Raw genomic sequence first — 21,408 nt, forward strand, 5'->3', positions numbered from 1 at the left:
AAAAAGTGAAAGAAACGACAGGGATCTATTCCTTTTTGGAATTAATATGAAAAATAAGTGGTTAAAACAGAAGAGTGACTATTGGGAGATTTCATAAGGATCTTATTGAAGGCGAATGAGGTAGCTTATCCGGCATGCCGAAATAGTAGCCTTGAAAATAGTCAATATCGAGTTGTTTAACGGCGTTGAGTTGTTCTTTGGTTTCAATGCCTTCAATGATGGTTTTGGCTTGTATGGTTTTTGCCAGCTTAATGGCAGAAAGAAGTGGTTCGGTATCTCCACTTTCGTATTTAAGCAGTAAAGTACGATCCATTTTTAAAATATCGGGAGACAGTCGACTGACACGCGCTTCACAAGAAGCATCCATACCATAATCATCAATGGCGATTTTAAAGCCCCTTTGCTTCATGTCTTCTACTGCTTGTTTGAGTTTAGACTCGTGTAGGCAAAAGTGTTCTACGATCTCAAGGATAATGTTGTTAGGTAATAAGCCTAACTCAATCAGTCGGTTGGCAAGCAATCGGTTATTGAATGGGTGGTGTAACGAGAGATTGGCCGCTTCAGGTAATACGTTTAAAAATAGTTTTTGATTGCAAGAGTAGGGCGCAAAATTTCGAATGTGTATGGTTCGGCTGAGCCTTTCTACGTTGAGTTTATGTTCAAAAGAGTAATTATCGGATTGAAAAAACACATTCGGAGGAATGGTGATACCGTTTTTATCGGTCAATCTTAGTAAGGCTTCAAAGCCAATGATGGTTTCATTATTATCTAGAATTGGTTGATAGACACTGGTGAGAGCGATGTCGTGGTAAATGGCGGTATATTCACCACTGTCAGATTGGTGTAGGTACGTTTCAAAACCTTCGCGTGATTGTAATAGCATAGGGTGATGGTACCTTGTTGATGTTAACAAGGTACACAATAATTGAGTTTTTGGTATTAGGAAGTGTAAAAGTGGGAAAGTGCGTACGAAGTCAAAGAACTTTACTCAGTTTCTTCGCTTGAAAAAATAAGCGAGGAAGATTCAAATAAGCAGTGTTGGTAAACAGCTTTTTTTAGATCTACCTGAGCTGGATCTTCGTTACCATTAAATTGAATACCTAAATGGTAATTGCCTTCTTTGTCTGTCACGCTCATGATGGCGCCTGAGATGGTACCTTCAATATTACTGTCAGGCAGTAGCGACAGAGAGATCTTATCTTCGTTTGCGCAAGGTAGTGGTTCAACGGATAGCTCTAAGCAACATCCAGATAATGAATAATCCAGCATTTTCCCGGTTAAATGTTTACCATTTACCTCTATTTTTACCGCAAGGTTAGCATCGATCCTAGGGTGTGAGCGAACTTTACGCTTGGCCATGCTTTTTGGCATTTCAATACACAGCATTTTAGTTGGTCGATATACAATAGACTCGACTTTGGCTTTGAATGCGACGATATCACGAAAGCTGGAATCCGTAATGGCTCTAATAATAAGTTCTGCGTTTTCTAAAAAGATTTTATCAAACTCACGATCATTACTAACCGGATAATCTATTAGGATAAATTCGTCTTTTTTGTAACCAATTAAATACGAAGTAGCTTGAGATTTAACACCATTAGGGCAATTTACTTCCACTAAAACTCGCATGCCAACATGCATGAGTTTTAAAATTTCTTCGTTACTTTCTAGAACTACAGCTGTCATATCTACTTCATATCATTGTTAGTAAGCAGATTGTATATTAAGCATGATGGGAATCAATCAATTACAGAGTTAACTTTGAAATATCTTGCGACTCTTTGATGGTCAGCCCAAAGTTTGTTTTATCTGCTGGTCACAATTTCCCCTTATCCATAAATTTAGTCGAAATATGTCAAACTTGATGCCGATCTTAGTGTCTTTTTTCTTAATTGACATTGGGTTAGGTTAATAACAATCTGTATGTTTTACAGCCTATTAAACAAGAAGTGTATTGGCTATTTTTTCTTTTTATGGGGAAGTACGAGTATTTTACGTTATTCTCTGAAGTTATGAGTTTAGCTTAAAATAAGAATTTGTTGTGAAGAGTGAGTGCTGGCGTTCAGAAGAGTGGCAGGTAAAAGAGAGCAAACGTCGCTCTCTTTAAAGTAAGTAGGTTAATCAGTTGTTTGTTATGTGATTAAAGGCATAAGTGATCTAATCGTCACTGGTGAAAACAACAATGTCCTGATTATCAAGTTCATGCTCATCGGAAAATAAGCTATCTGGTGAAGCAACCATAATCTCATCGTCGGTTGGAACGACAAAGCTAGGTGTTAGTAAGTCCATATAAAATCCACCCTATTGATTACAATATTCCGTTGTACTGGTTTCAATGATGAAGTGAAACTTCCTCGTGCAGAACTTTGAGCAACTGCACAAAAAAAACGTTTGTTTATAACAGTTTTATCTTTTATATCCTGGTTGGTGGTGTTTGTTTCTTTGGATGAGAAACACGGCCCATTGTCGTTTATTGCTGACTCAGGGGCGATGAAATACTGATCTGGATCAAAGTATTATTTTCTTAAATCTCGCCTAATACCCCACATCTTGTGTCTTGTTTGTATTTTAAGTGCATTATTTAGTGTTTTTGTGACACGGTAATGACAAGGAGTGATTGTGAAGCTGATAGTGACAAAGCGTGATGGTAACCGAGCCCCATTTGATCGAGACCGTATTATTACCGCCATTTTAGGGGCAGCGGAATCGGTGGATGCACAGCTAGAAGCGTACGCAGAGCTGGTGGCCCATGCTGTGGAAGTATCATTTGAACAACAGTCCGAAGTGGATATTCAAGACATTCAAACCGCCGTTGAAAACCAGCTAATGCAGGGGCCATATAAAGGCCTTGCTCGTTCTTACATTGAATATCGTCATGATAGAGATCTTGCGCGCGAGAAAAAAAGTGCTTTAAGCCAAGAAATACAAGGTTTAATTGAACAAAGTAATGCTGATTTGCTCAATGAAAATGCTAATAAAGACAGTAAAGTGATCCCTACTCAGCGTGATTTACTGGCGGGTATTGTGGCCAAACATTACGCGAAACAGCATATTTTACCACGTGATATTGTCCAGGCTCATGATCGTGGTGAAATCCATTATCACGATTTAGATTACGCTCCGTTTTTCCCGATGTTTAACTGCATGCTGATTGATTTAGATGGCATGCTGACGCGTGGTTTTAAAATGGGTAACGCGGAAATTGATACGCCAAAATCAATCTCTACGGCAACAGCGGTGACGGCGCAAATTATTGCACAGGTTGCGAGCCATATTTACGGTGGAACAACCATTAACCGAATTGATGAAGTGTTAGCGCCGTATGTGGCGATAAGTTATGAAAAGCATTTCGCCCTAGCCACAGAGTGGGAGATAGCTAACCCTAAGGCGTTTGCTCAAGTTCGTACAGAAAAAGAGTGCTACGACGCTTTCCAATCGTTGGAATATGAAGTGAATACCTTGCACACAGCGAATGGACAAACACCGTTTGTCACCTTTGGGTTTGGTTTGGGTACAAGCTGGGAATCTCGCTTAATTCAGCAAGCGATTTTGAAAAACCGAATTGCAGGGTTGGGTAAAAACAGTAAAACGGCGGTGTTTCCTAAATTGGTCTTTGCGATTAAAGATGGCTTGAACCATAAAAAAGCCGATCCAAACTACGACATTAAAACATTGGCGTTGGAGTGTGCTTCTAAGCGAATGTACCCAGATATTTTAAATTATGATCAAGTGGTTAACGTTACAGGTTCTTTTAAAACCCCAATGGGGTGTCGAAGCTTCTTAGGGGCTTATGAAGAGCAAGGCGAGCTAATACATGAAGGTCGCTGCAATATTGGGGTAGTGAGCCTAAACCTTCCTCGTATTGCAATTGAAGCTGATGGAAATGAAAAAGCGTTTTATGAACTGTTGAAAAATCGCCTGAGTTTAGCGCGCCGTGCGTTAGAAACCCGTATTAGCCGTTTAGAAGGGGTAAAAGCACGTGTTGCTCCAATTCTTTATATGGAAGGCGCGTGCGGGGTACGTTTAAACCCAGATGATAACGTTGCTGAGATTTTTAAGCATGATCGCGCTTCTATTTCATTAGGTTACATCGGTTTACATGAAACCATTACGGCACTGTATCAACATAGCGAGCATGTTTACGATAATGAGCTGTTGCGTCAAAAGTCGGTGGAACTGCTCAGTGTGTTAAAACAAGCGGTAGACTCATGGAAGCAAGAAACAGGGTATGGATTTAGCTTATACGCGACGCCAAGCGAAAACTTATGCAGTCGTTTTTGTAAGTTAGATGCGGCAGAATTTGGTGTGATTGATGATGTGACCGATAAAGGTTATTACACCAACAGCTTTCACCTAGATGTACAAAAGAAAGTAAACCCGTATGACAAGATTGATTTTGAGATGGTATATCCTGCTATCTCAAATGGTGGTTTTATCTGTTATGGGGAGTTTCCAAATATGCAGAATAACGTGGAAGCGTTGGAGGATGTTTGGGATTACAGTTATAGCCGTGTGCCTTATTATGGTACTAATACGCCAATTGATGAGTGCTATGACTGTGGTTATACCGGGGAGTTTTCGTGTACCAGTAAAGGCTTTACGTGCCCGAAATGCGGTAATCACGATTCGACGAAAGTCTCGGTAACTCGTCGTGTGTGTGGTTATTTAGGTAGCCCAGATGCAAGGCCATTTAATTTTGGTAAACAAGAAGAAGTAAAACGCCGAGTTAAGCATTTATAGCCAAGCAAGCAGATAGAATTACGATAGGCAGAGTCGATGAATTATCATCAATACCATGGGGTCGATGTGGTGAATGGGCCAGGAACTCGTTGTACTTTATTTGTTTCTGGTTGCATACATCAATGTAAAGGTTGCTATAACAAAGCGACGTGGCGGGTGGATTCAGGGCACTTGTTTACCCAAGCCCTTGAAGATCAAATTATTGCGGATTTAAATGATACTCGTATTCGTCGTCGAGGTTTGTCTCTGTCGGGAGGAGACCCACTGCACCCAACCAATTTGAATGACATTTATCGATTGGTACAACGTGTCAAAACGGAATGCGAAGGGAAAGACATCTGGTTATGGACTGGTTATCGGCTTGAAGAGTTGAACTCTGAGCAGAGGCTTCTTTTGCCGTATATCGATACTGTAGTTGACGGTAAGTTTGAACAGGACTTAGCAGACCCTTCTTTAAAGTGGCGAGGCAGTAAGAATCAGATCATACATTGTTTGAACTCATAGTTCTGTTCAGTGTTTTTTATTAATAGTGCGAGGGGTAGCTCATTAAAACAATGCGTTATCTCTCATTTCTAGAGCTAAGAAAATACACTGATTATTTTTTGAACAATTAAGTCTGTACAAGTAAGCTTTTTTTGGTATTATTCTGCCCGGCCTGCAATTCAGACCTATTTATATGCGAAATTATGTTTTTGAAAACCTTCGAACACCTGCTTTACTAGTTGTTGTCATGAAGTATTTCCTTTCATAAGTTTTTTATCACATAAATAATTCTTTTTTGGCTATACCCGCATTTTTTTGCGAATTATTTTTTGAAAATTTAGGAGACACTCATGTCTAAATCAACTGGTATCGTTAAGTGGTTCAACGAAGAGAAAGGTTTTGGTTTCATCACTCAAGATAACGGCGGCGCAGACGTATTCGTACATTTCAGCGCTATCGCTTCTGAGGGTTTCAAAACTCTAGCTGAAGGTCAAAAAGTTTCTTTTGACTCTGAGCAAGGCCAAAAAGGCCCACAAGCTTCTAACGTAGTTGCTTTATAATTCGAAGATTTATTCTTCTAAAAATGCTGGCTAAGGCCGGCATTTTTTATACCTGCTGACTTATATTCTTTTCTTATAGCTTTTGTAGTTTCATTTCTTTTACTGTTTTGTATACATATACTGACAACAATCTTATCCCCTTTCGTACCATAACTTCTTAATTTATTGTTTTTGAAAATGATGTTTGCTAGTTTCAATGAACATACATGTGTTCATTTAGAGTCAAGCTGGGCTGTACTCTATTTTAATAACAATATAAAAGGACGTTATTTTCATGCTGAAGAATCTGCCAACGCCAGAGCAAGATCCGATTTTATCTTTGTCTATTGCTTATCGTGAAGATACTCGCGAAAACAAGGTTGATCTTGGAATTGGTGTGTACCGCAACAGTGATGGTGAAACACCGATTATGAAAGCGGTGCAACAGGCACAAACACAAATTGTCTCAGAGCAAAAGACCAAAGCCTATGTTGGCCTTGCGGGCTGCGAAATATTCAATAAAAGCATGGTTGATCTGCTGCTAAAAGGCACTTCTGCTTATGGCCGTGTTTCTGCGGTACAAACGCCAGGCGCGAGTGGGGCATTGCGTATGTTGGGTGACTTGATGAAAGTGGCTCAGCCTGATACCACTGTTTGGATCAGTAATCCAAGCTATGTTAACCATAAACCAGTTATGGAAGCGGCGGGCCTTAAGGTTCGCTATTACAACTACTTCTGCCCAGTGACAAAGCAGGTTGACGGTGAAAAAATGCTGTCTGATCTTTCACAAGCGGGTCCAAAAGATGTGGTTATTCTGCATGGTTGTTGCCATAACCCGACTGGTGCTGACTTGTCATTTGAGCACTGGAAAGCCATTACTGAATTGGTATTAAAGAATGGTTTCTTGCCTTTTGTGGATATTGCCTACCAAGGTTTTGGTGACGGCTTAGAGCAAGACGCTGCTGGTATGCGTTACATGGCGGATCATGTTGGTGAAATGTTCATTGCCACATCGTGTTCTAAGAACTTTGGTCTATATCGCGAGCGCACGGGGGCGGCAATCGTGGTCGGTCAAGATCATAACCATGCGGTAAATGCGAAAGGGAAGTTATTGCAACTGGCTCGTACTACTTACACTATGCCACCAGATCACGGTGCGGCTTTGGTTGGGCGAATTTTGACTACGCCAGATCTTACCGCGACATGGAAATCGGAATTGGTGGAAATGCAGTCGCGTTTGGTGTCTTTACGTACTCAGCTTACGGCAGCATTGCAACAACATACCGATAGTGATGATTTTGATTTCATTAATCAACATAAAGGTATGTTTACTGTAACGGGGCTGTCTCCAGCACAAATGGCAACATTAGGTACTGATTATGGAATTTATGCGGTGGGTGATGGTCGAATCAATATTGCTGGCTTGCAAGAGCAAAAAATTGATTATGTTGCTCAAGCCATTGCCAGTGTATCAAGAACCTAAATCATTTGTACTAGATTCAGTTAGGACACTCAATGAAAAAATATGCTTTTTTATCTCTGCCTCTTTTGTTAGCAGGTTGTATTAATATGCCATCGACAACCAATGATAAAGAAGAGACAACCAATCCTTCATCATCTGCTGTTGAAAAGCCAGTGTCCACTGAGTTTAAAACTGCTGATGGTAAGTTGATCTTGGGAGAAAAAGAGTGGGTTTATGTTGATGCCATTTCCATGAGTGTGGAGGCCCGGGTCGATACGGGCGCAACAACGTCATCAATAAGTGCCGTCGATATTGTCCCTTTTGAACGAGATGGGCAAGATTGGGTGAAGTTTAAGCTTGCTCATAATGATCGTGAAACCAAAGAGATGCAAGCACCGGTATCTCGTTGGGTCAGAATTACGCAATCAAGTACAGAAGGGTATGACAGACGCCCTGTTATCGAGGCTTGGATTCAAATTGGTGAGTTAAAGCAGCAAACTGAGTTTACTTTGACGGATCGTTCTCATCTGAAATTTGGCGTCCTACTTGGACGTAGCTTCTTTCGCGATGTAGCCATTGTGGATGTCAGTAAGCGTTTCGTTCAGCCGAAGAAGTAATTAGCTAAAAGTCGCTTTACTGCACCACAAGATAGTGCGCAGTAAAGCGATGTATTTTTATTCCGGAAAAATATCGTGATTAGTGGTTAGGTTTTTTGCGTTTCTTTCTTTTCTCATCTGATGCAGTTGTGAAATTTGCTTGTAAATTACGTAGTAGCGACTGATGTTATTGACATAATTCACTGGTTCACGGCTGATGTATTTTCTAGCCATCATTTCCACATTGTTAAACCAGATCTTGTCATCGTAGCCGTACTCTTTGGCTAATCTGCGCATCTTTCTAATTTTTGCAGGGCCTGCGTTATAGGCCGCGAGAGCAAAATACATTCGATTATCGATGCTGATCTCTTCATCTGTGAAATAACGGTCCAGAATAAATCTTAGGTATCTCACGCCAGCATGAACGTTATTTTCTAGTTTATAAATATTCGGAATGTTGACGTAAGGCTCTTTAGCCGTTGTAGGCAACACCTGCATAATGCCTACAGCGCCTTTAGAAGAAATACTGCTATTGTCAAAACGAGATTCTTGGAAAGCTTGCGCAGAAATCATTAACCAATCAAATTGGTATTTATTGGCATATTGATTAAACACTGGTGAAAGTTGCTCAAAGCGGTCTACTTTTTCTGGGCTAATGGCTGTTTTTAACCAACTCGTATTTTTGAGGTATTTTTTATAAATAATATTGCCCAGTAAAGTGCCTTGTTTGATGGTGTGGATATAATCATTAACCAATTGTTTGAGTTGTGGGCTGTTTTTTCTCAAGCTCCAAGCGATTTCGCCGCCACTACGGATGGGGGCCCCTCTGTGTACTAGAAGATCAGGCATGACTTTCAGCCAAAAGTCAGCTTTATGGCTATCAATCACAGTGGCGGGAATGATTTGTCTGTTTACCATTTCAAGTAACTCATAATCTTGTAGTGTTTCTTCAATGAAGTTGACTTGAATAGGAGCTAAGCCCTGCTCTGACAGTGTTTTGTTGAGGTTTTGTAAGCTTTCAAAGTAACTTGAACTTGGGCGAACCCAAACCTCTTTACCAGAAAAGTCAGCCAAGGTTTTGATCTCAGAACGATTAATGTGTGTGACCACATACTCCATAATATTCTTGATTACTGGTTGGCTGAAATCAACGGATTTTAACCGTTGTGGGGTAATGGTCAGATTAGCAACCGACATGTCACCAAAGCCCGCTTCAAGTGCGCCAAGGAGTTGGTCACGTTCAACGGGAATGATTTGAATTTTAAGCGGTTGTTTGTTCTTTTTTAAATGATTTTCAAAATGCTGAAGTAACTCGGCGATGATGCCTTTGGGCTCGCCATCTTTGATGTAGTAGAAACCGAGATCAGCGGCAACCAACACTCGAAGTACCTGTTTTTCTTTTAGGTCATCTAGGTCCCCTAAGTAAGGGGCTTTATGTAGAGGTGATAACTCAAGCGACCATGCGTGGGTAGAGCCAAACATTAAAATAAAAGTGATTGCACGTAGTAAATCCATTTACTCGCCTTGTAATCAGTATGTTAACAATAATTAAGTAATACCACAGTTTTTTATTTAAGTCTGACTTAAACCTAATAAATGATCGGGAAGATTAATTAATTTTTTTTAATGTTTCTTTTAAAACAGTGACATAAAAAAGGAAAACTTATCAGATTGGCGTAAACTTAATCTATAAGTCGTCATTAGATATTTTCTTTAGGCTGTGGAGGGGAAATGAAAGTTAATGTGAAAGATGCAAAGAGTGGCCCTGAATTACAGCAAGTTACCTTGAATAGTGAATTATCTAAAGAGTCTGTGCAGACAGCTTGGCTGACGAAACAATGGGGGACGGGAAAGGAACTGTTTGATACCTACCAACAGACAATCAGTCAGTGGTTTGATGGTCAAATTCCACCAGAAACGGTGTGCTTTGCACCTTCTTATCTATATGTAATTCAACAGTTAGTTAAGCTAACGTCGAGTGAAGACAGCCATGTATTAACGCTGAGTAGTCATTTGCATGAAGTAGAAGCGGCTTTAGTCAGTACCGGGCGGGTTGTGACCAATTTTGCGATTAACTTTCATGAAGAAAATGTGGTGATTGATTGGAAAGCGCTAGAAGAGCAATTGGCGCTTGCTGAAACTAAGGTGTTGTTATTAAGCCAGCCTCATCTTCCTACGGGGCATTTATGGACGCACGAAGAGCTTTCTTTATTATCTGAGTTGTGTTGTAAGCACCGAGTATGGGTGATCAGTGATGAAACTGGCTCTGATTTGTCTTTTTCTGATTTTGAATCATGGGCTTATGTGGCGGATAATCCATTCTGGGCTGTAGTTGGCTCACCTTCTCAAGCTGCATGCTTTACTTCCATACCAGAAGCGTATGTTGCTATTGCTGATTACAATGTAAAACGTGCTTTTCAGTCTGACTTGGATCTTATTTATGGTTTTCATTTTCCAGAAACCTTAGGTGTATACAGTCATATTCATGCTTACGGGCAAGAAAGTACATGGCTTCAAAGTACTTTGTCTCAATTACGTAGTCAGCATAAATATGTTGCGGATAGAATTAATCAAACGTACCCAGAGCTAGCGTACCGGGTGCCACCAAGTGGTTATATGGTATGGCTTGATTTATCGGCATTGTCGGTGGATTTAAGCAAATTAACAGAGATTTTAGAGCAGCAATTTGGACAAGATGTACTGTATATTTCTCACTTAGTTTATGCTGCTGAGCAAGCCGATGGCATCGCAATTAATGTCAGTTGTACAGAGCAAGAATTGAAAGATAAAATGGATGCCATTATTGGTGCCTTGGGCATCCTTTCTGTCATGAGTTACGAATAAATGAAAATGAGAAATAAATGGGGAAGTGCCATTGCTGTTTTAGCCTTTCTATTATCGGCTTTTTCTCTTAATGCAGAAGAAGTTGAACGCCAAGCCCAGATCCAAATTCAGGAAGTCATGTCTATTTTAGAAATGAATGGCTTCCATCAGGTAAGAAAAATTGAATTTGAGCATGACGCCATTGAAATTGAGGCTAAGAACAGTCAAGGTCAAAAAGTGGATATTGAGCTTGATTTAGTCACTGGTGCTATCCTTGAAGTTGAATTGGATTAACCTCGTTCAGGATACATAAGAGTAATCAATCTCGAGCGACTAAAGAAAAGCCAGCGTGTGCTGGCTTTTTTGTGTTAGTGCTTAAATAAATTTACTTGCTGATTCAGCTGCTTTGCAATGCTTCTTAGGTGTTCTGATAATTGTTGTGAGTTTTCGGCTTCATGAGACATTTGATCAGAGACATCATTAACTGCTTGAATATTTTTACTGACCTCCTCTGTTACCATGCGTTGCTCGGCTGCGGCACTGGAGATTTGCGTTGCCATATCAGATATTTGCCTAATAGAAGCGGCGATCTCTTCTAAAGCTGCAGTAGCATTATTGGCATCTTCTACACTTGATTGTGCAAAAGTCTGACTTTCTTGCATAGTGTGAACCGCATTGGCGCTGTTACGTTGCAAGGTTTCGATCATATTTCGGATTTCGTCTGTGGAATTATGAGTACGCTGAGATAGGACACGAACTTCATCCGCAACCACGGCAAAACCACGACCTTGTTCTCCTGCTCGGGCAGCTTCAATGGCTGCATTTAGTGCCAATAGATTTGTTTGTTCGGCGATATCGCGGATGGTGGATAAAATAGCATTGATATCTTGGGCGTTTTTTTCTAGCTCTTGAATGATCCCAGAGGCATCTTGAACTTGGCAGGCTAAATCGGTAATGGATTGCTGGTTACGTAAAATGACATCTTTGCCTTGCTGACAGTTATCTGATGAGGTCATGGCTGCATCTGCGGTTTGCTGGGCATTATTGGCCACTTCTTGGGCCGTGGCTGACATTTCATGAACGGCTGCTGCTATTTGTGAAATTTCTCCAAGTTGCAGTGAAAGGCCATCATTGGTTTGGCGAGCAAGCTTTGTACTGATTTTTGATTGAGTGTTTAATTGTGTTGATGAGCCTGCGATGTCTTTGACCATTTCTTGTAATTTAGAAATAAAGGCATTGACTTGTGTGGCTAATGCGCCAATTTCGTCTTTACTTTCCACATGAATACGCTGGGTTAAATCTCCATTTCCTTTGGACAAATCTTCCATTGCATCTTGTAGTGTTTTGAGAGGGGAAAGTGCTTTTTTGATCAGAATAAGTGCCAGTGCGGCAATCACGGCAATTTGTAATAGGGCAATCAGTGTTGAATCTCGCAGTACGGAGTGTACGTAAGCAAAGGACTGATCTTTGTCGACAATGACAGCAAAATACCAGTTAGTATGAGGCACTTGCTTTACGTCTACAAAAGAGAGTATTCCATCGATCATCATTTCCGTTTGTGTGTTTTGCTGAGCCAGCTCTTGAATACGGTTAAGTGTAAATTCAGATGAAATAGTAGTGGATGGCCTTTGTGTTAATTGCATGTTTTTGTGGGCAACAAAATTGCCTTGTCCATCAACTAATACCGCAAAAACGTCGGGCTGTTGAATATTAATAATGTCTTGCACAATGGCATTGATGCTGACATCAGCACCGATGACACCACTGTGGCCGTTGCTACGAAAAGGGGAAGCAATCGTGACAACCAATTCACCAGAAGAGGCATCTTTATAAGGGCTTGTTAGGATTGTTGAACCGTGGTTCATGGCATTTTTGTACCAGTCGCGTAATCTTGGGTCATACCCTTGTGGAGTGTCTACATCAATACCTTGTAAAAAGCGACCATCACTTAAACCTGCGTAGACAATTTCAAACTTTCCTGAGTTAGTCGACTGAGTGAAATAGTGAGTTGGGTTATCAGTGTATTTAAAGGCATCTTTAGCTGAATTCACAATATTGATTCGACTTTCAATCCATTTTTCGATACCCGCCACACTTGAAGAAGTTAATGTCGTCGAAAATTGATTAACGGAGCGATAGGTTTCTGTTAATAGTTGTTTTCCCGTTAACCACGTTTGCAGAGCTGTCATTAAGAGAATCACGATGACAAACGCCAGGGTTAATTTATTTTTGATGGATAAATTGAGCTTCATGATTATTACTCCTCAACATGACGAAAAGACTCATTACCAAATTGGTTAATAAGTATATCATACCAAATAGGCGGGTGTAATTTATGCGAATGACATGCGGGTATTATATTTGATGGAGATATTAATAAGAAAAGAGGAAAAGTAGGAAAGCAGGATGAGAAAAGCTGCCCCAGCCACAAAAGGGTGGGGCACGTATTAAAAGTGATTAGTAATTAAAGCGGGCGCTCATTATCATTTGGCCGCCATAAACACCGTTAAAACGGATATCCAAGCCAACGGACATTTGATCGGTTGAATGGAAACGCATATGGATTCCACCAATATCCTTTGATTTATCGCTATCGAATAGTTGGCCGTATTGCGCACCAACTTCTATTTGTTGTAGTAACCAAGTACGAAAGCCAAAATTCACTTCTGTCATGGTGGTGTCACCGATTTTGTGGCTACTTTCATCTTTGATGTTGTGCAATAAAATTTGGCCGTAGATGTCAGCAAATTGGTTCACAGGACCATTAAAACCAATACCACCCGCGATATCCCAGTCACCATCAAATTCACTGTCAATTTTGGCTACAAAGTGAGAGTTTTCAGTAAAAATCATGCTACCTTGAGCGCCAAATGTACCAGGACTGGTGCCAATACGAGCTTCAAAAAAGTTATAACCAAAATTATTTGCTTGTGCTGATAATGGAGTAAGAAGAGCTAATCCCAAAAGTAAAGACGATAATTTCTGTTGTGGTTTAATACGCATCGAGACTCCGATCATCCGTAATAATAATGCATTTAGTGCTGAATAATAACATCTTAACCCAGTGTAACCATTTTGTTTTATATAAAAATTTATGCTGTTGTGGCTACTTATTGCGGCAAGATATGGCCAATAAAAAAAGACCTGCAAAAAGCAGGCCAAAAGAAAATGCAAGTGGAGTCAATATTGATCAGGCTTATAATACCTGTAAGCGATCTACTTCTATTTCAGGTGTTTTACCTCCCTCGTACTCACCGAACAGGCGTACTTTTGTGCTCGCATCGATGTTCTGTGGTACGTTAATGTCGTCATCTAATTCAATTTGGATTTCGCCTGTGTTGTCAGAAAACAGGTAAGTATCGTGTTTTACTTGTCTAATTAAAAAGCCCTCTACAACGGCGTCTTGCTCTGAAAACATGCCATTATTTTGTAAGAGTGTCTCTACTGTTGTGGTCTCTACCGGTCCGGTGTAGTTAAATTGCGCGTGTTTTTGATCATGGTGATCGCCTGCAAGTGCTAGAGTTGGAGCCATGATAAGTGCAGCAGCAAGTGTGATGATTGTTTTCTTAGCCATGATGAATTCCTTTGTGTTTTTGCAGTTCGAGTTTAGTGCTCGTTCGTCATATGTTCTGTGTAAAGCGTTATTGCTTTGTGATGATGTCGCTATTAAACACCACTGACTTTGAATCGGTGCTGAGGCTGATATTCAGAATTCGTTCATATTGGCTGTTTTTTTTAATTTTTATCGGTAAATTAAGCCGCTATCGATTTTTAAATTGATTCTGGGATGAATCGTATGTCTTTTAAACACGTTGAGTTTGTTTTAGGTGGTGCGCGCTCGGGTAAGAGTCGTTTTGCAGAGAATGTGGCAAAGCACTCTCAATTGCCTGTGAAATACATTGCAACAGGGCAGGCTGGAGATGGAGAAATGGCGACACGTATCCAGCATCATCAACAGCAGCGTCCGTCAGAGTGGGGCTTAGTGGAAGAGCCGATTGATCTCGCGGGTGTGTTAGCTGAGCATGATGCCAAAGGACAGTGTTTGCTCGTTGATTGCTTAACGCTGTGGGTAACAAACTGTTTGTGCGCGCAGGTCGAGGATCCTGAGCAGTTTTGGCTAACGGAAAAGAAGAAGTTTTTACAACAGTTGCAGAAGTGCAAAGGCACCGTAATATTAGTCAGCAATGAAGTCGGGCAGGGTATTGTGCCACTTGGCAAATTATCTCGCCAATTTGTGGATCACTCAGGCTGGCTGCATCAAGAAGTGGCGCAAATAGCAGATAACGTGGTGTTTGTGGTAGCGGGTTTGCCGCAAGTCTTAAAAGGAAAAGTATAAGGCAGTACTGTCATGGAAAAAGGTACGACAACACACATTACGTTACTGCGACACGGTCGCCCTGAAGGCGAAGCATGTTTGCGTGGTAAAACGGATTTCGCTATTACAGAGCAAGGCTTGGCGCAGATGCATCAAGCTGTCAAAGATCTACAAAACCTTTCTGGAGTAGTGAGCTCGCCTTTATCCCGTTGCTCGGATTTTGCGAAAGAGTTCTCCACACTCAATGACCTTTCGTTTGCCATTGAACCTGATTGGCAAGAAATGGATTTTGGTGACTGGGATGGACAAGAGATCAAAACCTTGTGGCAATCAAATCCACAACAGATGGAGCAATTTTGGCGCGAACCGTGGCAAAACGCCCCTTTAAACGGCGAAACCGTGGATGACTTTGATGCTCGTATTGCTGATGTTTGGCAGCGTTTGCTGGTCGAGTATGAAGGGCAGAGTGTATTGGTCGTGACTCATGGTGGTGTAATGAAGCAATTACTTCGACAGTTAACCCAGATGAACAAAGATAACCATTATCTGAATATCTTCAATCTGTCTTATGCGGCGACCATTACAGTGTCTGTGTATCAAGATAGTGAGGGAGGGCAGTGGCCTCGTATTCACTCCATTACGTCACAAAACACGTAACACCATAGAAATAAATAAAATTGGAATCGAAATGAAATCCCCACAACAAGCGTTAATGGTACAAGGCACCACTTCGGATGCTGGAAAAAGTGTGCTGGTGGCAGGCTTATGCCGAGTTTTGGCCCGAAAAGGGATTAAGGTTGCCCCTTTTAAACCACAGAACATGGCACTCAATAGTGCGGTGACAAAAGATGGCGGTGAAATAGGACGCGCCCAAGCTGTGCAAGCTCAAGCGTGCGGTATTGCTCCTACAGTTCACATGAATCCGGTATTACTTAAACCGAATAGTGACACTGGCGCGCAAGTGATCGTGCAGGGGAAAGCGTTAGATAACATGGATGCATGGGGTTATCACGGCTATAAAAAAACAGTGATGGCACCTGTTATCGAGTCTTTTCAGTCCTTGTTGTCAGATTATGACGCGGTGATGATTGAAGGTGCGGGCAGTCCTGCTGAAATTAATCTGCGTGAGCATGATATTGCCAATATGGGTTTTGCGGAAAAAGCTGATGTACCTGTCATTATTGTGGCAGACATTGATCGTGGCGGCGTTTTTGCTCACTTATATGGCACATTAGCTTTGTTGTCTGAGTCTGAGCAAGCACGTGTAAAAGGTTTTGTGATTAATCGATTCCGTGGTGATATTAGCATTCTTAAACCTGGGCTAGATTGGCTTGAAGAAAAAACGGGTAAGCCAGTTATTGGTGTGATTCCTTATGTGCATGGCTTAATGCTAGAAGCGGAAGATGCTATTACGTCTGAGCAAACGTTAAGTGATTCTACATTTAAAGTGGCCGTACCTATACTGACTCGCATTAGTAATCATACGGATTTTGACCCACTGCGCTTAAACCCAAGCATTGACCTGCGTTATGTAGGGAAAGGGGAATCGTTACAAGGGGCTGATCTGATTATTTTACCGGGTACAAAATCGGTACGTGCTGATTTAGCATACTTACGTGAACAAGGTTGGGATAAAGAAATACAACGTCATCTGCGTTTAGGCGGTAAAGTCATGGGAATTTGTGGTGGCTACCAAATGCTGGGGCAGTTTATTGATGATCCTTTAGGCATTGAGGGGAAAGCTGGTGGTTCTGAGGGCTTAAATTACTTGCCCATTACCACTGTATTAGAGCCAGAAAAGCAGTTGCGACAAGTGGAAGGTACTCTCACCTTACCGAATCAAAAATGTGTTAGTGTCTCTGGTTATGAAATTCATGCGGGGGTGACTAAGCTGCTTTCAGACTCAGTGCCGCCAGTTCAGTTAGGTGAAGTTCCTGATGGTGCGATGGGGCTAGAGAATAATGTATTTGGTAGTTACCTACATGGTATTTTTGATGAGCCGTCTGCGTGTGAAGCGATTTTACAGTGGGCAGGGGCACATAAAGTGAAATCAGTCGATTTTGAAGCGATTAAGGAGAAGGGCATTGATCAGATTGCGGATGCGATTGAAGAAAGTTTAGATTTGTCATTACTTTGGCCGGATTACATAAAATAAATCACTAAAAATACTATTAATATTTCAATCATTAGGTGACGTTTGTCAATTCATTTTGGCTGTACTTACATTATTATGATGCCTTTAATTTCCAGAGAAATACTATGAAAAATAAGAGCCTTGGCTTTGTAAAGCGTAACAAAGCATTGTTGTTTGCCACTTTATTGTTGAGTGCTCCTTCAGTGATGGCCAAGGTCAATGTATTTGCTGCTTCCTCTTTAACCAATGCATTGAATGAGATCAGTAAGCAGTTTGAGCGCCAGACTGGAACCCGTATTCGAAATACCTTTGCTGGCTCTTCTGCACTGGCTCGTCAGATCAATAATGGCGCGCCTGCGGATATTTATCTGTCTGCCAATACTAAGTGGATGATGTATCTCGATCAGCAACAAGTACTGGAACCGAAAACCAAAGCGAGTCTTTTAGCCAATAGCCTCGTGGTGATTGCTCCTTCTGATCGTCAAACTCCGGCGTTCCCCTCTTCTTCGTGGCCGTTGGCTGATTACCTTGAAGACAGCAAGCTTGCTTTGGCTGATCCGGCTCATGTTCCTGCTGGTATTTATGCGCAGCAAGCGCTAGGAAATTTAGGTGTGTGGGAAACGGTAAAGGAGCATATTGCGGCAGCCAATAACGTTAGATCGGCGTTGGTGTTAGTTGAGCGCGGTGAAGCACCATTAGGTATTGTTTATAAGACGGACGGTATGTTATCGAAGTATGTAGACATTGTGGCCGAGCTGCCAGCATCGAGTCATGATGAGATTCAGTACCCTATGGCCATTATTAAAAACAAAGCACGCCCGGAAGTGTTGTCCTTTTATAATTATTTACGTTCGGACTCTGCGCAGGCCGTGTTTCAGCAATACGGTTTTAAAACCCTTTCCCATTGATTCTTGAGCTATCAATAAGCATGTTACTGACGGATTATGAAATCGAAGCTCTGCTATTGAGCTTAAAAATTGCTGCGGTGTCAGTAAGCTTCTCCTTACCTATTGGCGTTTTTCTGGCTTGGGTTTTGGCTCGTCGTCAGTTCCCTGGTAAATCGGTTTTAGACAGTGTGATTCATTTACCTTTGGTGTTGCCACCAGTCGTTATTGGCTATTTACTGTTGATGATGATGGGTCGACAAGGCGTGATTGGTAAGTGGTTGTATCAACACTTTGACATTTCTTTTAGTTTTAACTGGAAAGGAGCTGCCCTAGCATCTGCTGTTGTGGCATTACCTCTAATGGTACGTGCTATTCGGTTAGCCCTTGAAGGGGTTGATACTAAATTAGAGCAAGCCGCAAGAACGCTGGGAGCTTCTCCCTTAAAAGTTTTTTTTACCATTACTTTACCACTTACTTTACCAGGTGTTTTGGCGGGGACAGTACTGGCGTTTGCTAGGAGCTTAGGGGAGTTTGGTGCCACCATTAGTTTTGTGTCGAATATTGCAGGGGAAACCCGAACTTTGCCTTTAGCAATGTTCAGTTATATTGAAACGCCAGGTGCAGAGTTAGAAGCGGCGCGATTATGTGTAATTTCTATTGTGGTTGCGCTGATGTCATTACTCGCTTCTGAGTGGCTAGCTCGTTATAGTAAAAAACGTTTGGAGAAATAGTGTGCTGGAAGTGAACGTAAAACAAAAGCTTGGCTCACTTGCTCTGGATGTTCAGCTGAATGTGCCCTTAAAAGGGATAACGGCTGTTTTTGGTCGATCAGGATCAGGAAAAACATCTCTTGTGAATACGCTAAGTGGCTTAACTAGCCCGGATTCTGGTGTGATACGCTTAGGCCAACGGGTTTTGTTTGACTCGGACAGTAAAATAAATTTATCCCCAGAAAAGCGCAATATTGGCTATGTATTTCAAGATGCTAGGTTGTTCCCTCACTATAAAGTTGAAGGGAACTTACTTTATGGTTGTGGTGGTAAACGTCCTGCGATGTTTCAGGATGTGATAACACTTTTAGACATAGAGCCCCTTTTGCAGCGTTATCCCGTCAGTTTATCAGGAGGGGAAAAACAACGCGTTGCTATTGGTCGTGCTTTATTGTCATCCCCAGATTTACTCCTTATGGATGAGCCTCTCGCGTCGTTGGATCTGCCTAGAAAGCGTGAGGTTATGCCTTATTTAGAGCGTCTAGCAAAAGAGATTGAGTTACCTATTCTGTATGTGACCCATAGCCTTGATGAGATCTTACGTTTGGCTGACAGTATGGTGTTGCTGAATCGAGGAAAAGCAGAACTCTCAGGGCCTATTGATGAGGTATGGAGTTCACCTCTTATGCGACCTTGGCTGCCTATTACCGATCAGAGTGCTTTATTAGAAGGGCAGTTGTGTCACCATCATGAACAGTATGCAATGTCGTGTATTAAGCTCGCTCCTGATGTGGGTGTGTGGGTGAAGAAGCTGGCAGCCCTGCCTCAAGAGAGGGTCCGTGTGCGTATTCGGGCCAACGATGTCTCTTTAGTAAAAGTTTGGCCAAGCCAAAGCTCTATTCGTAATATATTGCCTGCTACAGTGTCGAAAATTGAGCATGACCAAGAGCAAGATATCGTAGCGGTTCAACTGCAAATAGGCCGTTGTATATTATGGGCAAACATTACTTTTTGGGCTTTTGATGAGCTTAACATTTCGGTTGGAGAGTCTGTTTTTGCACAAATTAAAGGGGTAAGTGTAACCCAGTCTGATTTGGCGATGATGTAGCTTTGACCTTCTTACAAAAGCCATCGGTTTCTCCTATCTTTGGCTTTCTCTTACTGTTTTCTCTTTCCCGTCGTTTTACGATGAATGCTATCCCTGTTGAATATTTGCTATAAACCTTACTAGGGTTAACACTTATACAAACCTATTAATTTTCTGCTTGTTCAAAATTACGTACTTTCAGTGATGTTGGTTATGGAGGTTGTGATGCTCAAAGTAGGTTTGGTGTTTTTGCTTTTCTTTTTCTCGCTGACTCACGTAATGGCTCAGCAGCTTCGCGATCTTGTCTTTATGACCGAAGAATACCCCCCATACAATTACACTGAACATAATCAACTGAAGGGGATCTCCATTGATGTTCTGGATCAGGCCTTAAAAAATTTTGGCCTCCAACCTGTAAAAGTAAGGAGTTATCCATGGGTTAGAGGCTATGAAGCAGTGCTTAGAGGGCCGAATGTGGTTCTATTTTCCATGACTCGAACTGTCGCTCGTGAAGATTTATTTCAGTGGGTTGGACCGATTTCTCCAACTGAAATTGTCTTGATTGCCAAGAAAGGTAGAGTGAAGTTTGACGAAGAAAATTTACTTCGGAACTACTCAGTTGGAGTCGTGCGTTCAGACATTGGTGAGCTATTAGTCAGTCAGAAATTTGGTTCTGTCAATTTACAGTTTTCAAGCCAACCTGATCAGGTTGCCCGGCAATTAATTTCAGGTCGTATTGACGTATGGGCTTATGAAAAAAATGTGGCTTTGTGGATCATTAAGCAGATGGGAGGTGATCCAAACGATTATGAAATTCTGCATGTGTTGGAGAGAAGCGAACTTTATTTTGCACTAAGCAAAGATGTAGACACAAGATTAGTGAGGCAACTCCAAAATGCTGTGGATCATATTACGGAAATTGGATTAACCGAGAAGATTATTAAAAAGAATCTTAAATAGTTATTTATAAAAATATTTTTGAATAATAGAGAAAATCAAGGAATTTGCCAATGGTAAAGAGTCGGGCACTACAAACGATGATCTTTTTAGTACTGGCACAGTGGCTTTGTGTAATTGGTTATAGCGTTTATCAGTTGAATGCGATTGAGCAAGAAGCAAAAGATAGCTATCAGCAACAGATAGAAGCCACAGAAAAACGCCTTTCTAATACGTTGCCTCCGAAGCTGTGGAATTATGCTTATGAGTTTCTCAAAATGGATCTCAAACATGAGTTTTTAAACAGTAATATTTCTTACTTGTCGCTATTAGATACTCATGGTGAATTGGTTTATGAGGTTGGGGAGGGTCGGCAAGTGGACGCTGATAATATCATCGAATTAAAATTAAACTATAACCATCTAGGAGATATGGTGTTTGTTGGTACCTTGTCTATCCATATAGAAACATACCTCTTCGGAGAAAATTTACAGCAATCCATAGAAAAAATGCGGTTTGAAATCTTAATCTTGGTACTCATCATGGCTTTTATTACTGTTTTCGTTGGTTGGTTCTTGCTCAAAAATAAAAGTGATAAATAAGAATAAAATATTAAAATTCTCAATGTTTTTAATTTATTTGATTATTTATCAGTGTATTAGCTTTTTTATTTCTTTTTATTATGCATTTTGTTGT

General features: G+C 41.1%; 22 protein-coding genes. 15 read left to right on the forward strand and 7 right to left on the reverse strand.

What is annotated here, in order from left to right; translation table 11 throughout:
- Window positions 1-91: 91 nt before the first annotated feature.
- The 3 genes from MHO82_RS00255 to MHO82_RS25720 form a co-directional block, all read right to left on the reverse strand.
- Window positions 92-883 carry an EAL domain-containing protein gene (locus MHO82_RS00255; protein WP_239181841.1) on the reverse strand — a complete coding sequence of 264 codons (792 nt, stop codon included), beginning with the start codon at window positions 881-883 and terminating at the stop codon, window positions 92-94.
- Between the two features lie 101 nt (window positions 884-984).
- Window positions 985-1,686: a flagellar brake protein gene (locus MHO82_RS00260; RefSeq protein ID WP_239181842.1), complete on the reverse strand. Its 702-nt coding sequence runs from the start codon at window positions 1,684-1,686 to the stop codon at window positions 985-987.
- Window positions 1,687-2,157: 471 nt separating this feature from the next.
- Complete coding sequence (locus MHO82_RS25720) at window positions 2,158-2,289, reverse strand: hypothetical protein (RefSeq protein ID WP_275440436.1); 132 nt, start codon at window positions 2,287-2,289, stop codon at window positions 2,158-2,160.
- Between the two features lie 330 nt (window positions 2,290-2,619).
- On the opposite strand from MHO82_RS25720, the gene nrdD reads away from it, so the two are divergent.
- The 5 genes from nrdD to MHO82_RS00285 all read left to right on the forward strand — a co-directional run bounded on the left by nrdD (window position 2,620) and on the right by MHO82_RS00285 (window position 7,841).
- Window positions 2,620-4,740 carry an anaerobic ribonucleoside-triphosphate reductase gene (gene nrdD / locus MHO82_RS00265; RefSeq protein ID WP_239181843.1) on the forward strand — a complete coding sequence of 707 codons (2,121 nt, stop codon included), beginning with the start codon at window positions 2,620-2,622 and terminating at the stop codon, window positions 4,738-4,740.
- A gap of 36 nt (window positions 4,741-4,776) precedes the next feature.
- The gene (gene nrdG, locus MHO82_RS00270) at window positions 4,777-5,244 is read left to right on the forward strand and encodes an anaerobic ribonucleoside-triphosphate reductase-activating protein (RefSeq protein WP_239181844.1); all 468 of its coding nucleotides are present in this window, start codon (window positions 4,777-4,779) and stop codon (window positions 5,242-5,244) included.
- Between the two features lie 329 nt (window positions 5,245-5,573).
- Entirely contained in the window at window positions 5,574-5,783 is a 210-nt protein-coding gene (locus MHO82_RS00275) for a cold-shock protein (RefSeq protein WP_239181845.1), read from the forward strand.
- 274 nt (window positions 5,784-6,057) lie between these two features.
- On the forward strand, window positions 6,058-7,245 hold the full coding sequence (locus MHO82_RS00280) for an amino acid aminotransferase (protein ID WP_239181846.1): 1,188 nt from the start codon (window positions 6,058-6,060) through the stop codon (window positions 7,243-7,245).
- 32 nt (window positions 7,246-7,277) lie between these two features.
- Complete coding sequence (locus MHO82_RS00285) at window positions 7,278-7,841, forward strand: ATP-dependent zinc protease (protein ID WP_239181847.1); 564 nt, start codon at window positions 7,278-7,280, stop codon at window positions 7,839-7,841.
- Between the two features lie 57 nt (window positions 7,842-7,898).
- Here MHO82_RS00285 and MHO82_RS00290 read toward each other — a convergent pair whose 3' ends face one another.
- Window positions 7,899-9,335 (reverse strand): lytic transglycosylase F, encoded by a 1,437-nt coding sequence (locus tag MHO82_RS00290; RefSeq protein WP_239181848.1) that lies wholly within the window; start codon window positions 9,333-9,335, stop codon window positions 7,899-7,901.
- 216 nt (window positions 9,336-9,551) lie between these two features.
- On the opposite strand from MHO82_RS00290, the gene MHO82_RS00295 reads away from it, so the two are divergent.
- The gene (locus MHO82_RS00295) at window positions 9,552-10,664 is read left to right on the forward strand and encodes an aminotransferase class I/II-fold pyridoxal phosphate-dependent enzyme (RefSeq protein WP_239181849.1); all 1,113 of its coding nucleotides are present in this window, start codon (window positions 9,552-9,554) and stop codon (window positions 10,662-10,664) included.
- Window positions 10,665-10,937, forward strand: a complete 273-nt coding sequence (locus MHO82_RS00300) for a PepSY domain-containing protein (RefSeq protein WP_239181850.1) — start codon at window positions 10,665-10,667, stop codon at window positions 10,935-10,937.
- Between the two features lie 74 nt (window positions 10,938-11,011).
- Here the strand turns inward: MHO82_RS00300 and MHO82_RS00305 are convergent, their stop codons facing one another.
- The 3 genes from MHO82_RS00305 to MHO82_RS00315 form a co-directional block, all read right to left on the reverse strand.
- Entirely contained in the window at window positions 11,012-12,895 is a 1,884-nt protein-coding gene (locus tag MHO82_RS00305) for a methyl-accepting chemotaxis protein (protein ID WP_239181851.1), read from the reverse strand.
- Between the two features lie 205 nt (window positions 12,896-13,100).
- Window positions 13,101-13,646 carry a hypothetical protein gene (locus MHO82_RS00310; RefSeq protein WP_239181852.1) on the reverse strand — a complete coding sequence of 182 codons (546 nt, stop codon included), beginning with the start codon at window positions 13,644-13,646 and terminating at the stop codon, window positions 13,101-13,103.
- 193 nt (window positions 13,647-13,839) lie between these two features.
- Window positions 13,840-14,217 carry a NirD/YgiW/YdeI family stress tolerance protein gene (locus MHO82_RS00315; protein WP_239181853.1) on the reverse strand — a complete coding sequence of 126 codons (378 nt, stop codon included), beginning with the start codon at window positions 14,215-14,217 and terminating at the stop codon, window positions 13,840-13,842.
- Between the two features lie 222 nt (window positions 14,218-14,439).
- On the opposite strand from MHO82_RS00315, the gene cobU reads away from it, so the two are divergent.
- The 8 genes from cobU (at window position 14,440) to MHO82_RS00355 (ending at window position 21,314) form a co-directional block, all read left to right on the forward strand.
- Window positions 14,440-14,979: a bifunctional adenosylcobinamide kinase/adenosylcobinamide-phosphate guanylyltransferase gene (gene cobU / locus MHO82_RS00320; RefSeq protein ID WP_239181854.1), complete on the forward strand. Its 540-nt coding sequence runs from the start codon at window positions 14,440-14,442 to the stop codon at window positions 14,977-14,979.
- 12 nt (window positions 14,980-14,991) lie between these two features.
- On the forward strand, window positions 14,992-15,615 hold the full coding sequence (locus tag MHO82_RS00325) for a histidine phosphatase family protein (RefSeq protein WP_239181855.1): 624 nt from the start codon (window positions 14,992-14,994) through the stop codon (window positions 15,613-15,615).
- Window positions 15,616-15,646: 31 nt separating this feature from the next.
- Entirely contained in the window at window positions 15,647-17,113 is a 1,467-nt protein-coding gene (locus MHO82_RS00330) for a cobyric acid synthase (protein ID WP_239181856.1), read from the forward strand.
- 104 nt (window positions 17,114-17,217) lie between these two features.
- Window positions 17,218-18,000: a molybdate ABC transporter substrate-binding protein gene (gene modA, locus MHO82_RS00335; RefSeq protein WP_239181857.1), complete on the forward strand. Its 783-nt coding sequence runs from the start codon at window positions 17,218-17,220 to the stop codon at window positions 17,998-18,000.
- Between the two features lie 20 nt (window positions 18,001-18,020).
- Window positions 18,021-18,710 (forward strand): molybdate ABC transporter permease subunit, encoded by a 690-nt coding sequence (gene modB / locus MHO82_RS00340; RefSeq protein ID WP_239181858.1) that lies wholly within the window; start codon window positions 18,021-18,023, stop codon window positions 18,708-18,710.
- 1 nt (window position 18,711) lies between these two features.
- Window positions 18,712-19,797, forward strand: coding sequence for a molybdenum ABC transporter ATP-binding protein ModC (modC, locus tag MHO82_RS00345; protein ID WP_239181859.1), 1,086 nt, complete (start codon window positions 18,712-18,714; stop codon window positions 19,795-19,797).
- Window positions 19,798-20,001: 204 nt separating this feature from the next.
- Window positions 20,002-20,736: a transporter substrate-binding domain-containing protein gene (locus MHO82_RS00350; protein WP_239181860.1), complete on the forward strand. Its 735-nt coding sequence runs from the start codon at window positions 20,002-20,004 to the stop codon at window positions 20,734-20,736.
- A gap of 50 nt (window positions 20,737-20,786) precedes the next feature.
- A complete protein-coding gene (locus MHO82_RS00355; protein WP_239181861.1) occupies window positions 20,787-21,314 on the forward strand; it encodes a hypothetical protein in 528 nt (175 codons plus the stop codon).
- Window positions 21,315-21,408: the final 94 nt, after the last annotated feature.

Origin of the sequence: Vibrio sp. Of7-15 (assembly GCF_022347565.1) — a bacterium.
Taxonomy (GTDB): domain Bacteria; phylum Pseudomonadota; class Gammaproteobacteria; order Enterobacterales; family Vibrionaceae; genus NORP241.